Origin of the sequence: Blautia sp. DFI.9.10, assembly GCF_024461705.1 — a bacterium.
Taxonomy (GTDB): domain Bacteria; phylum Bacillota; class Clostridia; order Lachnospirales; family Lachnospiraceae; genus Blautia_A; species Blautia_A fusiformis.
In genome coordinates this window covers 24,673-39,824 of the sequence record NZ_JANGAA010000006.1, presented here as the reverse complement: position 1 = coordinate 39,824, position 15,152 = coordinate 24,673, and the positions used below count along the sequence as shown (strand labels likewise).

Annotated in this window: 10 protein-coding genes and 1 tRNA gene; 10 read left to right on the top strand and 1 reads right to left on the bottom strand. The window is 45.5% G+C overall.

Going from position 1 to position 15,152, the window contains the following annotated elements:
• Window positions 1-115: 115 nt before the first annotated feature.
• From clpX to NE671_RS05380, 3 genes are all read left to right on the top strand, one after another.
• Complete coding sequence (clpX, locus tag NE671_RS05390) at window positions 116-1,501, top strand: ATP-dependent Clp protease ATP-binding subunit ClpX (RefSeq protein WP_022426973.1); 1,386 nt, start codon at window positions 116-118, stop codon at window positions 1,499-1,501.
• 40 nt (window positions 1,502-1,541) lie between these two features.
• Entirely contained in the window at window positions 1,542-2,234 is a 693-nt protein-coding gene (locus NE671_RS05385; protein ID WP_173740711.1) for a zinc ribbon domain-containing protein, read from the top strand.
• A gap of 81 nt (window positions 2,235-2,315) precedes the next feature.
• A complete protein-coding gene (locus NE671_RS05380) occupies window positions 2,316-2,783 on the top strand; it encodes a signal peptidase II (RefSeq protein ID WP_129975617.1) in 468 nt (155 codons plus the stop codon).
• 67 nt (window positions 2,784-2,850) lie between these two features.
• Here NE671_RS05380 and NE671_RS05375 read toward each other — a convergent pair.
• A tRNA-Leu gene (locus NE671_RS05375) sits at window positions 2,851-2,934 on the bottom strand.
• A gap of 237 nt (window positions 2,935-3,171) precedes the next feature.
• On the opposite strand from NE671_RS05375, the gene NE671_RS05370 reads away from it, so the two are divergent.
• The 7 genes from NE671_RS05370 to NE671_RS05340 all read left to right on the top strand — a co-directional run bounded on the left by NE671_RS05370 (window position 3,172) and on the right by NE671_RS05340 (window position 15,139).
• Window positions 3,172-4,248, top strand: a complete 1,077-nt coding sequence (locus NE671_RS05370) for a carbamoyl phosphate synthase small subunit (protein WP_015527400.1) — start codon at window positions 3,172-3,174, stop codon at window positions 4,246-4,248.
• Window positions 4,248-7,463 carry a carbamoyl-phosphate synthase large subunit gene (gene carB / locus NE671_RS05365; RefSeq protein ID WP_129975615.1) on the top strand — a complete coding sequence of 1,072 codons (3,216 nt, stop codon included), beginning with the start codon at window positions 4,248-4,250 and terminating at the stop codon, window positions 7,461-7,463. The genes NE671_RS05370 and carB overlap by 1 nt, the downstream gene beginning before the upstream one ends.
• Before the next feature lie 130 nt (window positions 7,464-7,593).
• The gene (locus tag NE671_RS05360; protein WP_015527398.1) at window positions 7,594-8,496 is read left to right on the top strand and encodes an undecaprenyl-diphosphate phosphatase; all 903 of its coding nucleotides are present in this window, start codon (window positions 7,594-7,596) and stop codon (window positions 8,494-8,496) included.
• Window positions 8,497-8,520: 24 nt separating this feature from the next.
• On the top strand, window positions 8,521-9,444 hold the full coding sequence (locus NE671_RS05355) for a hypothetical protein (protein WP_129975613.1): 924 nt from the start codon (window positions 8,521-8,523) through the stop codon (window positions 9,442-9,444).
• A 27-nt stretch (window positions 9,445-9,471) separates the two neighbouring features.
• Entirely contained in the window at window positions 9,472-10,668 is a 1,197-nt protein-coding gene (locus tag NE671_RS05350; protein WP_129975611.1) for a CDP-glycerol glycerophosphotransferase family protein, read from the top strand.
• Window positions 10,669-10,682: 14 nt separating this feature from the next.
• Window positions 10,683-12,347: a CDP-glycerol glycerophosphotransferase family protein gene (locus tag NE671_RS05345; RefSeq protein ID WP_110102797.1), complete on the top strand. Its 1,665-nt coding sequence runs from the start codon at window positions 10,683-10,685 to the stop codon at window positions 12,345-12,347.
• A 23-nt stretch (window positions 12,348-12,370) separates the two neighbouring features.
• Window positions 12,371-15,139 (top strand): CDP-glycerol glycerophosphotransferase family protein, encoded by a 2,769-nt coding sequence (locus tag NE671_RS05340; protein WP_118752899.1) that lies wholly within the window; start codon window positions 12,371-12,373, stop codon window positions 15,137-15,139.
• Window positions 15,140-15,152: the final 13 nt, after the last annotated feature.

Sequence of the window (15,152 nt, the reverse complement as noted above, 5' to 3'; positions counted from 1 at the left end):
TTATAAACCGGGGAGCTGCATAAGAACATGCAGCTCCCCGGTTTATAAAAACTTAATTTGATACAGCGGGATTATGTGCTATAATATGCATAATAAAAACCAGAAAGGAAATGTTATGGCAGATCAGTTTGATAATAATAAAGACAATGACCAGGAGCAGAAATACGAGAAATTCTGTTTTTTATGCCGCAGACCGGAGAGTCAGGCAGGGAAGATGATCGACCTTCCTAATCATATACATATCTGTGCGGATTGCATGCAGAAAAGCTTTGATACTATGAACACCCAGATGAACAATGGAAATTATTCCGATCTTTTTAACATGCCGAATGTGAGCATGATCGATCTCAGCAGTTTCCAGAATCCCGGAAACCAGGCGAAGAAGATCAAGAAAAAATCAGAGACTCCGAAGCCGGTGATCGATCTCAAAGATATTCCTGCACCACATAAGATCAAAGCAACTCTGGATGAATATGTGATCGGACAGGAATATGCCAAGAAGGTAATGTCTGTAGGTGTATACAACCATTATAAGAGAGTTGCCACAGATACCATGGATGATATTGAAATCGAGAAATCCAATATGCTGATGATCGGACCTACAGGCTGCGGTAAGACTTATCTGGTGAAGATGCTTGCCAGACTTCTTCAGGTACCGCTTGCCATTGCAGATGCCACATCTCTTACAGAGGCCGGTTATATCGGTGATGATATCGAGAGCGTAGTATCCAAGCTGCTTGCAGCTGCAGATAATGATGTGGAGAAGGCAGAGCACGGGATCATTTTCATCGATGAGATCGATAAGATCGCAAAGAAGAAGAATACCAACCAGAGAGATGTCAGCGGAGAGGCTGTCCAGCAGGGACTTCTGAAACTTCTGGAGGGAAGTGAAGTGGAAGTTCCGGTAGGTGCTACCAGCAAGAATGCCATGGTACCTATGGTGACTGTAAATACAAGGAACATTCTGTTTATCTGTGGCGGTGCCTTCCCGGATCTTGAGAATATCATCAAAGAAAGACTGAATAAACAGGCGTCTATCGGATTTTATGCAGATCTGAAGGACAAATATGATGATGATCCGCATGTGCTGGAGAAAGTAACGGTAGATGATCTCCGTGCATTTGGAATGATTCCGGAATTTATCGGTCGTCTTCCGATCATCTTTACCCTGAACGGGCTGACGGAAGATATGCTTGTGAAAATCCTCAAGGAGCCGAAGAACGCCATTCTGAAACAGTACAAGAAGCTTTTGGCACTGGATGAAGTGAAACTGGAGTTTGAGGACGGTGCCTTACATGCCATTGCCCGTAAGGCATTGGAACGCCATACAGGAGCCAGAGCTCTCCGGGCTATCCTGGAGGAATATATGCTGGATATCATGTATGAGATCCCGAAGGACGACAATATCGGTGAGGTCGTGATCACAGAGGGATACATTCAGGGCAACGGAGGTCCGAAGATCCTTATGCGTGGACAGGAGATCCCGGCACTGGAAGGATAAGAAACAAGAAGATTCTTTAATATAAAGGAGCGTGACAGATATGGCAAAAAGCAGTTTTTGGGATGATCTGGGAAACACACTGACAAGAAAGGCAAAGGGCTTAAGTTCCAGAGCAGAGAATCTCTATGAGATCCAGAAGATCCGTAACAAGCTCTCTGCACAGGAGCGTATGACCGAAAAGCTGATGATGGATATCGGAAAGATGATCTATACACGTTATGAGCAGGGAGAAGCCGTTGACGGTGAGACGGGAGCTATCTGCGAGGAGATCAGCCAGCACATGCTGGAGGCGGATCACTACAGAGATGCGATCGCTGCCAGTAAAGGGGAGAAGTTCTGCCCGGCCTGCCATAAGGCGGTGATGCGGGAGGCCAGCTTCTGTCCGTATTGCGGAGCGGCGTGTCCTACAGCGGAGCTGGAAGAGAAAGCTGCCGATGTGATCGAGCAGGCAGATGAGGAGCTGGAAGAGGCTGCTGAGGCAGAGGTGACAGAAGTACCGGAGACAGAAGCGGAAGAAAACGCAGAAGTTACAGAAGTGGCAGCAGATCCGGAAGAGACAGTAGAAGCGTCAGAAGTAGTAGAAACAGCAGAAACCGCAGAAGCGTCAGAAACAGAAACATCAGGATCAGATCCGGAATTGGAAGAGGAAAGAACGGAAGTGGGATCTGCAGAAACAGAGGGGCCTGCGGCTGATCCGGAAAATACAGAAACAATAGAAGAAAAAACAGAATAACCATAAGCATATAAGGCAGGCTTTCCCCAGTGGGAGCCTGCCTGAGTATTATGTAGACCACAGAAATAAGGAGAGGGAATAATGTTGTGGAATTTACTGACGGCGGGAATCTTTGGTACAGACTATTATATAAAGAAGAAAATCAACACATCGGAAAAGAAAGATCTGAAGGAAAAGTGCCTGGGAGGCAGACTGATCGTAAGAAATTGCCATAATCATGGGATGATGCTTGGAATATTAAAAAACAAAGATAAAGAATTCCTGAGAGATCTTGCATCTATGGTGCTGGGCGGTGCAATCTGGGAGTATATACGTACTTCCGGAGAAAAAGGCACACGCATATCCAAGCTTGGGCTTTCCATGATCCTGGGCGGCGGTCTGAATAATTATACGGAACGTCGCAGAAAGGGATACGTCACGGATTATGTGAGCCTGAATGTGGAAAATCCGAAGCTTAAGAAGGTCGTATTTAATATTTCGGATCTTTTCATATTTACAGGTGCGCTTCTCTGGGGCGGGAGAGAGATCTTTTCTGAAAAAGAAAAATAAATAAAAAAACAGAAGTGCCGGTGTTGGGCGCTTCTGTTTTTTTGATTTTGGATAAAATAAAAAAGAATGCAGGAAATGGGACTTGAACCCACACGATCTTGCGACCACAGGCACCTGAAGCCTGCGCGTCTGCCAATTCCGCCATTCCTGCATTTTTTCAACCGGCTTGCTTTGCTTTGTTTGCTCCGCTCGTCGACTGCTCACTTATAATAACTCAGGAATTGGATAATGTCAATAGAAAAATTCAAAAAAATTAAAAAAATTCAAAAAAAATATTTTAAGTTAGTTTTATACATTTTTTTTGCATATGGTGTTGAAAAATGACGATTCCTGTGATACAATCTTGAAGATTTAGGATAAAATAAGAGAACAAAGAAAGGGAGATTGTATGAAAGCATTTCTGATATTGGAAGATGGCCATGTATTTACAGGAACTAGCATTGGTTCTGCAAGGGAAGTCATCAGTGAAATTGTCTTTAACACTTCCATGACCGGTTATCTGGAAGTAATGACAGATCCTTCTTACGCAGGACAGGCGGTGTGTATGACATATCCGCTGATCGGAAACTACGGAATCTGTTATGATGACCAGGAATCAAGGAAGCCGTGGATTGACGGATTTATTGTACGCGAATTATCACGAGTTCCCAGCAACTTCAGAAGCGTAGACACCATTCAGCATTTTCTGAGCAAAAACGACATTCCGGGAATCGCAGGAATTGATACCAGAGCACTGACTAAGATCCTTCGTGAGAAGGGAACCATGAACGGAATGATCACAGTTGATGAGAACTATGACCTGGATACAATCATCCCCAGATTAAAAGCATATACAACAGGAAAAGTGGTAGAGAAGGTTTCCTGCCGCGAAAAGGAAGTGCTTAAGGGGAACGGACCGAAGGTTGCCCTTCTTGATCTGGGCGCCAAGAAAAACATTGCACGCTCACTGAATGAGAGAGGATGCCAGGTTACTATTTACCCGGCTCTGACATCTGCAGAAGAGATCCTTGGAGACAATCCGGACGGCATCATGCTCAGCAACGGACCTGGAGATCCGAAGGAATGTACTTCTATTATTAAAGAGATCAAAAAACTTTACGACTCTGATGTACCGATCTTTGCCATCTGTCTTGGACATCAGCTTATGGCTCTTGCAACAGGCGGAGACACCCATAAGATGAAATACGGTCACAGAGGCGGAAATCATCCGGTTAAAGACCTTGAGACAGGAAGAGTATATATTTCCTCCCAGAACCATGGCTACGTTGTAGACGCAGAGGGACTTGAGGAGAAAAATATCGCACATCCTGCATTTGTAAACGTCAACGACGGAACAAACGAGGGTATGGCATATAACGGAAAGAACATCTTTACTGTACAGTTCCATCCGGAAGCATGCCCTGGACCACAGGATTCCAGTTACCTTTTTGACAGATTCATGAAGATGATGGGAGGAGAGAAATAATGCCAAGGAATAAGGACATAAAAAAAGTACTTGTAATCGGCTCAGGCCCGATCATAATCGGCCAGGCAGCAGAGTTTGACTATGCAGGAACCCAGGCATGCCGCTCCCTGAAGGAAGAGGGCATGGAGGTTGTACTTTTAAACTCCAATCCTGCTACCATCATGACAGATAAAGACATCGCAGACAGAGTTTACATCGAGCCTCTGACTGTTGAAGTCGTAGAGCAGCTGATCCTCAAAGAGAAACCGGACAGTGTACTTCCTACACTGGGCGGACAGGCAGGTCTGAACCTTGCCATGGAGCTTGAGGAAAAGGGCTTCCTGAAAGAGCACAATGTACGTCTCATCGGTACCACAGCAGCTACGATCCGTAAAGCTGAGGACCGTCAGGAATTTAAGGATACAATGGAAAAGATCGGCGAGCCGGTTGCAGCATCCAAGGTCGTAACAACTGTAGAAGACGGTGTTGCGTTTACTCAGACTATCGGTTATCCGGTTGTTCTCCGTCCTGCATATACACTTGGCGGAAGCGGCGGCGGTATCGCGCATAATGAGCCGGAGCTTCGTGAGATCCTTGAGAATGGTCTCCGTCTTTCCCGTGTAGGCGAGGTTCTTGTAGAGAGATGTATCGCCGGATGGAAAGAGATCGAGTACGAGGTAATGCGAGACAGCGCAGGAAACTGCATCACAGTCTGCAACATGGAGAACATTGACCCGGTTGGTGTCCATACCGGTGACTCCATCGTAGTTGCTCCTTCCCAGACCTTAGGAGATAAAGAGTACCAGATGCTCCGTACATCTGCTCTTAACATTATTACAGAGCTTGGCATCACAGGTGGATGTAACGTACAGTACGCTCTTCATCCGGAGAGCTTTGAGTACTGCGTTATCGAGGTTAACCCTCGTGTAAGCCGTTCCTCCGCACTTGCAAGTAAGGCTACCGGTTATCCGATCGCCAAGGTTGCAGCCAAGATCGCACTGGGCTACACACTGGATGAGATCCCGAACGCCATCACAGGCAAAACATACGCAAGCTTCGAGCCGATGCTGGATTACTGTGTTGTTAAGATCCCGCGTCTGCCATTTGACAAATTCATCACAGCAAAACGTACACTGACTACACAGATGAAGGCTACCGGTGAGGTTATGAGTATCTGCCATAACTTCGAGGGCGCTTTAATGAAGGCTATCCGTTCCCTGGAGCAGCATGTAGACAGTCTGATGTCCTATGATTTCTCACATCTTTCTGATGAAGAACTGATGGACGAGCTGAACATTGTGGATGACCGCCGTATCTGGAAGATCGCAGAAGCCCTGAGACGAAATGTTTCCCAGGAGAAGCTTCATGATATCACAAAGATCGACATCTGGTTCATCGATAAGCTGGCTATCCTTGTTGAGATGGAGCAGGCTCTGAAAACTCAGAAGCTGGACAAAGACCTTCTTCTGGAAGCAAAACGTCTGGAGTTCCCGGACTACATCATCGCAGACCTGACAGGAAAGACAGAAGCTGAGATCAAAGACCTGCGTAAAGAGTACGGCATCCGTGCAGCATACAAGATGGTTGATACCTGTGCAGCAGAGTTTGCGGCAGCGACACCATATTACTATTCTGTATACGGCGATGACCAGACAGAGAACGAAGCAATCGAGACAAAAGATAAGAAAAAGATCCTGGTACTTGGTTCCGGCCCGATCCGTATCGGACAGGGTATCGAGTTCGACTTCTGCTCTGTACATTGTACATGGGCATTTGCGAAAGAGGGATATGAGACCATCATCATCAACAACAACCCGGAGACAGTAAGTACAGACTTTGATATTGCAGATAAGCTGTATTTTGAGCCGCTGACACCGGAAGATGTTGAGAATGTTGTAAATATCGAGAAACCGGACGGAGCTGTTGTTCAGTTCGGTGGACAGACAGCCATCAAGCTTACAGAGGCACTGATCAAGATGGGCGTTAAGATCCTTGGAACATCTGCTGAGAACGTAGATGCAGCAGAGGACAGAGAGCTCTTTGATGCCATTCTTGAGAAATGCCAGATCCCGAGACCGAAGGGACACACTGTATTCACAGCAGAAGAGGCGAAAAAAGCTGCCAACGAGCTGGGATATCCGGTACTTGTCCGCCCGTCCTACGTACTTGGAGGACAGGGAATGCGTATCGCTGTCAGCGATGAGGATGTGGAAGAGTATATCGGAATCATCAACCAGATCGCACAGGAGCATCCGATCCTTGTTGATAAATACCTCATGGGTAAAGAAATCGAGGTCGATGCAGTATGCGACGGTGAGGACATCTTGATCCCTGGAATCATGGAGCACATCGAGCGTGCAGGTATCCATTCCGGAGACAGTATTTCCGTATATCCGGCACAGACCATCAGCCAGAAAGCAAAAGATACCATCGCCGAGTACACACGCCGTCTTGCACAGGCACTTCATGTAATCGGTATGATCAATATTCAGTTCATCGTTGTAGGCGAGGATGTATATGTCATCGAGGTTAACCCGCGTTCCAGCCGTACAGTACCGTACATCAGCAAGGTAACAGGAATCCCGATCGTTCCGCTTGCAACAAGAGTTATCCTTGGACATAAGATCAAAGAGCTTGGTTACACACCGGGACTTCAGAAAGAAGCAGAGTACTTCGCAATCAAGATGCCGGTATTCTCCTTCGAGAAGATCAGAGGCGCAGATATCAGCCTTGGACCGGAGATGAAATCCACAGGTGAGTGCCTTGGTATTGCTAAGACCTTCAACGAGGCTCTTTACAAAGCATTCATCGGGGCAGGAATCCGTCTTCCGAAACACAAACAGATGATCATCACTGTTAAGGATGAGGATAAGAAGGACATCATCCCGATCGCAAAACGCTTCGAGGCTCAGGGATACCGTATCTTCGCAACAAGAGGTACAGCAAATGTCCTGACTGAGAACGGAATCAAGGTAACACGCACCAATAAACTGGAGCAGCCGTCTCCGAACCTGATGGACCTGATCCTTGGCCACAAGATCGATGTTGTTATCGACACACCGCCACAGGGTGTTGAGCATCAGAAAGATGGTTTCGTCATCCGTCGTAATGCCATTGAGACAGGTGTTAACGTACTTACAAGCCTTGATACTGCAGAGGCTCTGGTTACAAGTCTTGAGAATACAGACCTGAACAACCTGACTCTGGTAGATATCGCCACCATCGACAATCGATAAAAAATTGTAAATTTTGTGAAATAAAAAAATAAAAGTTTACGAATTGTCAAATATGTAATATACTGATAAGGACGGGGCCGTCGTTCACATACCGGCCCTGTCCTTATCTTGCTTTTGGAAAGGAGTTAACATGATTTTTATAGAATTACTGAAGGTTATCCTTCTCGGTATTGTGGAGGGAATCACCGAGTGGCTTCCGATCAGCAGTACCGGACATATGATCCTTGTGGATGAGTTCATCAAGCTGAATGTATCCGAGGCATTTATGGAATTTTTCCTGGTGGTGATCCAGCTTGGCGCGATCCTGGCAGTTGTTGTACTGTACTGGAACAAGCTGTGGCCTTTTTACATAAGAAAAATCCCGAAGAAAACACAGATGGCACTGCGTAAACAGCCGGCAGTACCCAGAACTGTCCTTACTTTTGTAGAAAAATACTGTGATAAGGATAAGTGGATCCTCTGGTTTAAGATCCTGGTAGCATGTCTGCCGACGATCATCATCGCTCTTCCTTTTAATGACATTATTGAAAAGAAATTTTACAACTATGTGGTCGTTGCCATCATGCTGATCGTTTATGGTGTGCTTTTTATCGTTATCGAGAACTACAACAAACGCCGCAGACCAACCTGCACCAGACTGGATGAGCTTTCCTTTAAGACAGCGCTGATCATCGGCTGCTTCCAGGTGCTTTCCGTGATTCCGGGAACATCCCGTTCCGGATCTACCATTATCGGAGGAATCCTTGCAGGAACATCCCGTACAGTTGCAGCAGAATTTACCTTTTTCCTGGCAATTCCGGTTATGTTCGGAGCAAGTCTTCTGAAACTGGTCAAATTCGGTTTTGCCTTCAGCTCTACAGAGCTGATCATCCTGATCGTAGGTGTTGTGGTATCCTTTGTGGTATCTATTCTTGCCATCAAATTCCTGATGGGATATATCAAGAAACACGATTTTAAAGTATTCGGCTGGTACAGGATCATCCTTGGTATCCTGGTGCTCGGATACTTCGTTGGAAAAACATTTTTAGCATAAAACTGCAATCTGGAGGTAATCATTATGAAATATAAGAAGCTTTTGATCGTACTGACAGCAGTGACGGCGCTTGGTATTGCCGGCTGTGGAAAATCATCAAAGGAAACAGCAGAGGTGACACCAACACCGGTTCCTACAGCCGCACCTACGGCTGCACCGGCTACATCCACACCGCTTCCTACATCTACACCTGCACCGAAGCTGATCGGTGTAAAGACCAGTACTGCAAAATTTGTTTATCTTACCAACAGCACGAAGGGAGAGATCCGTGAGATCTATCTCCGCGCGGCAGGAGGGGAAGAATGGGGCAAAAGTCTTGTTCCTGCAGAAGCTACCATCAAAGATGCGGAGCAGGTGCAGATGTATTACACCCCGGATTCTGCAAGAGATGCCATCTATGATATGAAGCTCGTAGACGGAGACGGAAATGCCTATGAGATCTACAGTGTACAGCTGAGCGATATGGAAAAGGCAAAACTGATGATCGATAACGGAGAAGCATACCTGACCTATACAAGCCTCAGTGACAAGAGTGAGAAGAGCACTATTGGCAATGTGGAAACGGATAACAGTGAGGCGGACAGCAGTGATTCCGCAGACAGCACAGATGCTTCAGATCTGACAGACAGTTCTTCCGGTATCACGGATACTTCTTCCGACAGCAGCGATGGAAGCTATGACAACAGTGATGATGGAAGCTATGATAACAGTGATGACGGAAGCTATGACAGCAGTAATGACGGAAGCTACGACGGCAGCGATGACGGAAGCTACGACAACAGCAGTGATGATGGAAACTATGACAGCAGTGATGATAGCGGCGACTATGTAGATGACAGCAGCAACAGCGGAAGCGGTGACGATTCTCTTGACAACAGTACAGATACAGATGACAGCGGAGACGGAGAGATTGTCTGGGATGATAACGGAGACTGGTCAGAGGAATAAACCGGGATCCTGTAAACAGAGGGAAACATGGAACAGACATTTCTTGAAAAACTGAAACGAGTAAAACCTGGGGATCTGCTTCACATCATCAAGTTTATCCTGGCATTTCCCATTGCGATGGTCTACAGACTTTTTCGCAGGGATCTCTGGCTTCTCTGTGATACAGAGAATGAATGCCGGGATAACGGATTCTGGCTGTACAAATATCTGAGAGAAAATACCAGTGAGGATGCAGTGTACGCCATCAATAGAAAATCTCCGGATTATGCCCGGGTAAAAAATCTGGGACCTGTGATCCAGTATGGAAGCTTCCGCCACTGGATCTACTATCTGGCTGCATCAAAAAATATCAGCTCCCAGAAAATGGGAAAACCAAACGCAGCCATCTGCTATGTGCTGGAGGTTTACGGAATCCTACGGAACAAGCGGGCGTTCCTGCAGCATGGGATCATTACGGCAGATCTTAGTTTTCTGTATTATCCCCATACAAAAATGAGCCTTTTTGTTACCAGTACCTATGATGAGTGGAAATATGTCAATGACCGGTACGGATATCCGGAAGGCTATGTGCAGGAGCTGGGACTGTGTCGTTTTGACCAGCTTCATGATATGAAGGTAAAAAAGAACCAGATTCTGATCATGCCGACCTGGCGTATGTATATCCGCAATGAGATCTCAGCCTCTGATCACGAGCTGGAAGCACAGAAATTCATGGAAACCGATTATTACCGGTACTGGGATGCACTTCTCAAGGATGAGAGACTGATCCGCTATATTGAGGAGAACGATCTTCAGATCATCTTTTATCCGCACAGGGAAATGCATCGGTTCCTGAAATATTTTCATGTGGATCATCCGAAGATCACAGTGGCGTCCTGGCCTGAGTACGATGTGCAGACACTCCTTAAAGAGTCCGCAGTGCTGGTGACTGATTTTTCCAGTGTGGCCATGGACTTTGCCTACATGAAAAAGCCACTGGTCTACTACCAGTTTGACAATGAAAAATTCCGGCAAAGTCATCATCAGATCGGGTATTTTGATTTCCGGAAAGATGGCTTCGGTCCGGTATGTGTAACGGAACAGGAAGTAACGGACTGGCTGATCTGCCTGCATAAGCAGGGATTTGCCAATGAAGAGATCTATCTGGAAAGACACGGAAAATATTTTGATCTGTGGGATACAAAGAACTGTGAAAGAAATTACAAAGCGATCAAAGAAATGTAACAGGTGGTGAAAAATTGCAGCAGTTAATGGAGGCTCCGGCGGAGATCAAGGTAAAAACCAGGAAATTTTCGCTGACAAAAGGAACCATAAAGATCAGTTTTGAGCTGGAAGGATCCAGAGGAAGGATCCGTTCCCTGAAGCTGAAACAGCGAAATGCAGTGCTGGATACAAGCTTTCCTTTTGAAATGCAGACAGCAAAAAAAGGAAATACGATCGTGTATCATGCACAGATCAATGTAGATCAGTATCCGATGGAAACCGCATTCTGGGATGTGGTGGCATCTGTGGATAAAGAAGGAAAAGGAAATTATGAGGATGCGATCCTGGGAGGCTTAAGTTCAAAACTTAAACTTAAGCTGATCCTTTTTCCAAGATGGACCAGAACCGGGGATGGGCATATGGTTTATCCCTTTGTCAACGGAGCAAGGCAGTTTACCATTCAATACCGGAAATATGATCCGAAATATGACAGCTATGCATTTATAGCAAAAGAATTTCTTGCATTATTCTGCTATTTTATCCTGAAACCTTACTGGGATCATAAGAAATTATGGCTGATCTGCGAGAAATACTGTACAATGGCACAGGACAACGGCCTCTATTTTTTCCGGTACTGTATGGAGCATGCACCGGAGAAGGACAGAAGTCGGATTTTTTATGTAATAGATAAAAAATGTCCGGATTATCAGGCTGTAAAAGAGTATGATGCCAATGTGATCCAGTTCATGTCATTTAAGTACATGATCTATCTCAGCGCTGCACGGTATCTGATATCTACCGATGCAATCCGGCATTTTTATATCTGGGATTCGCCCAACAGCATCTACAAGGTTCTGTATCAGGCACGGAAGAACATCGTATTTCTCCAGCATGGAGTGATGGGCTTCAAGCAATGCCACAGGACCTTCCATAAAGGCGGAGGCAATCAGATGGCACTGTTTGTGGTGTCTTCGGGTTATGAACAGAAGATCATCCATGATTATTTCGGATACGATAATGAAGAGATCATTATCACCGGACTGGCCAGATGGGATGTGCTGGAGGACAAGTCGGATCCGGCTCATAAAGAGATCCTGCTGATGCCTACATGGAGAAGCTGGCTGGAGGATATCAGCGAGGAGCAGTTCAAAAAAAGTGAATACTATCAGCGTTATAAAGCATTTCTGCAGGATGAGAGGCTTAAGACTCTTCTGGAAAAGGAAAATATCACGCTGAATTTTTATATCCATCCGAAATTCCGGGAACATATCCGGAGCTTTCAGGTGGAAGACAGGCATATCCGTCTGATCCCATTTGGGACTATGCCGCTGAATCAGCTTCTGATGAGCTGTCATATGCTGATCACCGATTATTCTTCTGTTTCCTGGGATGTCTACTATCAGGAAAAACCGGTGGTATTTTATCCCTTTGATCTGGAAACCTATGAGAAAGTCCAGGGAAGCTATATGGACTACAAAAAAGATGTTTTCGGAGATCTGGCATGGGATCAGAACCAGCTGGTAGACCTTATCGGAGAATATGCGAGGAACGGATTCCGTGAAAAACCGGAATTTTCAGGAAGAAGAGATGAGCTTCTTCCCTACAGGGACAATGACAACAGCAAACGAATTTATGAATATATAGCCAATGCTCAAATACCGGACAAACTGAAAAGAAGGCTGAAAGAGAAAAAATTTTAATGTAAGGATACAAAAGGAGCAATATGAACAGGGAGTATGAATTTTCAGTAGTTGTTTTTGCAAAAGATACCGCAAAGCTTTACAGAACCTTTAAAAATGTACGTGAGGTCACACCGGAAGGAACGGTACAGATCCTTGCAGTATGCATTGCAGGAGATATGGATATTCCTGATGAACGGGACATGCGGGAGCTGGAGGAAGCCGGAGAAAAGGAGAAAGAGCTCAAGGACGAAGAGCTGGATAAGATCTACGGAGAGTTCAATCCGGAGGATCCTCGTTTCCGGGAGATGCTGGATGACCGGGATCTTTTATATATTGACGGACTGGAATGTGGGGATCTTGTGGCGGAGCTGAAGGATAAGATAGCTGGAAGCTATGTTGTTTTTGCAAAAGCCGGAATCCGTTTTTCCCCAAAATCCAGTGCAGAGATCAGACGCTGCTTTGAGGAAGAAAACAGAGATGTTGTCCTAACAAAGATCCGTGGAAAAGGAAATATCTATGTGCGGGAGCATAATAATTACTGTAACCGTTTCACCGAAAAAACAACGCTGGATAACAATGTATATCTTCTGCATCAGCTGTATACCGCTTACACATTTGCCGCAGATCAGGTGAAATGGGTATCCGAGATCCGTCCGGAGATCTGGTATCTGGATGTGATGACCATGGTATATCAGTCCGTTGTAAGCTGCCGGAGTCTGGGAGTGGCTTCAGGGGAAGATATCTATGTGCAGATCCTTGCGGACCATCTCATGGTGGAGGACTGGAAGAATATGCTGCAGGATCCGGACCAGCTGGAGGTATTTTATCAGGAATTTTTCCGAAAGATCGCAGACTGCAGAATAAAAGAAAATCCTGTTCATGAAAAAAATGCAGATTATGTGCTGCTGTATTACAGCGCAAAAATAGCTGATATCATATTTGATAACGAGAAGCTTGATGAAGAGAAAAAGTGCAGATATGAGGAAGGTATCGAAAGCTTCCTGAAGCAGATGGAGTTTCCGGAGATCGTGATGTCCAATCAGCATATCAGCAGGGCAAACAAAGTATATCTTCTCCGGAAATATTATCCGGATATATGCAAAAAATTTCCGGATCAGGCAGACACGATCCTGAATCCCATATATGACAATCTCCGTGTCAAGATATTCCAGCCGGAAAAAGACCAGCTGCACTGTGAATTTTCCATTGTGGAGCCTGTGAGCAGGACAAACCGTGCATATATGATGACTGGTGGCAACACCTATGAAGCCAGATGGAAATATACACTGGAAAGAACCGGCTGGTGCAGAGAAGAAAGTGCCGTTGAGAAGCTGTATATCGTGGACATTCCGCTTTCCGAGATCCGGGAGTTTATCAGCTGGGGCACAGGCACAGATGGACATATAAATAAAATGTACAATATTTCCTACGGAAAATATGTGCCATTTACAAAGAAGCTGCCGCTTTTCCTGCATATAGAGGATAAGCTTCTGTATCTTAACGAAAAAGTCCGGATGATCCGTGGAGAGGATCAGGAAGATGCAAAGGTTCTGGGCCATCAGTATGAAGTAACGGTAGAGCCATACAGTCAGAGTAGGGAGAAACAGCTGAAGAAAAAACGCACCAAAGCAATATTTTCTCAGGGAAAGGCCGGAAAAAAGGCAGTTCTCGTACGTAAGCTCTACGAGATGCAGAAGGCAAAGCAGAAAAAGCAGATCTGGCTGATCTCCGATCGTACAACACGCGGAGATGACAACGGCGAAGTGATGTTCCGCTATCTCTGCGCCAATCCGGACCCTACGGTGGAGCCGTACTTTGTAGTCAACAAGGATACACAGGATTATGTGGAAATGAAGAAGCTTGGAAAGGTTGTGGAGCCTTTCTCCTGGAAGCATAAGCTTCTGTTCCTGCTGAATGAATTTTCACTGTCCTCCCAGGCTAACAAACCGGTGATCAATCCTTTTGGAAAGCTGGAGTATCTGTACCGCGATATCATCTATGACAAAAAGCTGGTATTTTTGCAGCATGGTGTGACCAAAGACAACCAGTCCAAGTGGCTGAACAAATACAACCGTAATCTTTTCGGATTTATCGTCAGCACAAAGCCGGAATATGATTCTGCCTTTACCTATGACTATTTTTATCCGGAAAAAAATATCTGGCTTACGGGAATGCCGCGTTATGACCGTCTGGTTCATGATGAGCGTAAGTATGTGACGGTGATGCCTACCTGGCGCAAAAGCCTTTCCTCAGGAACCGATGCCAGAGGGGTATGGCAGCTTGGAAAAGAATTTCAGGAAAGCGAATATTTCCATTTTTATGATGATCTTCTCAACAACGAAAGACTTCTGGGAGCGGCAGAGAAGTACGGATATACCATCTGCTTCATGCCTCACCCAAATACCATTGACGGTCTGCATATGTTCCGTCATGATCCACGGGTAAAATTTATGGATTCGTCTTATTCCTACAAGGACATTTTTGCCCAGACAGATCTGATGATCACGGACTATTCTTCGGTTGCCTTTGATTTTGCATATTTGAGAAAACCCATCGTATACTCCCAGTTTGACAGAGACAGCTTTTTCAGTGGCGCGCATTCCTACACAGAGGGATACTTTGACTATGAGAGAGATGGCTTCGGAGAGGTGGAGCATACACTGGACGGAACTGTGGACCGGATCATCGAATATATGGCAGACGGCTGTCAGATGAAAGAGGAATATCGGAAACGAATGGATGAGACCTTTGCATTTAATGACCGTAACTGTTCCAAACGAGTTTATGAGAGGATCATCGAGAATCGGTAATATGGAGGTTGGA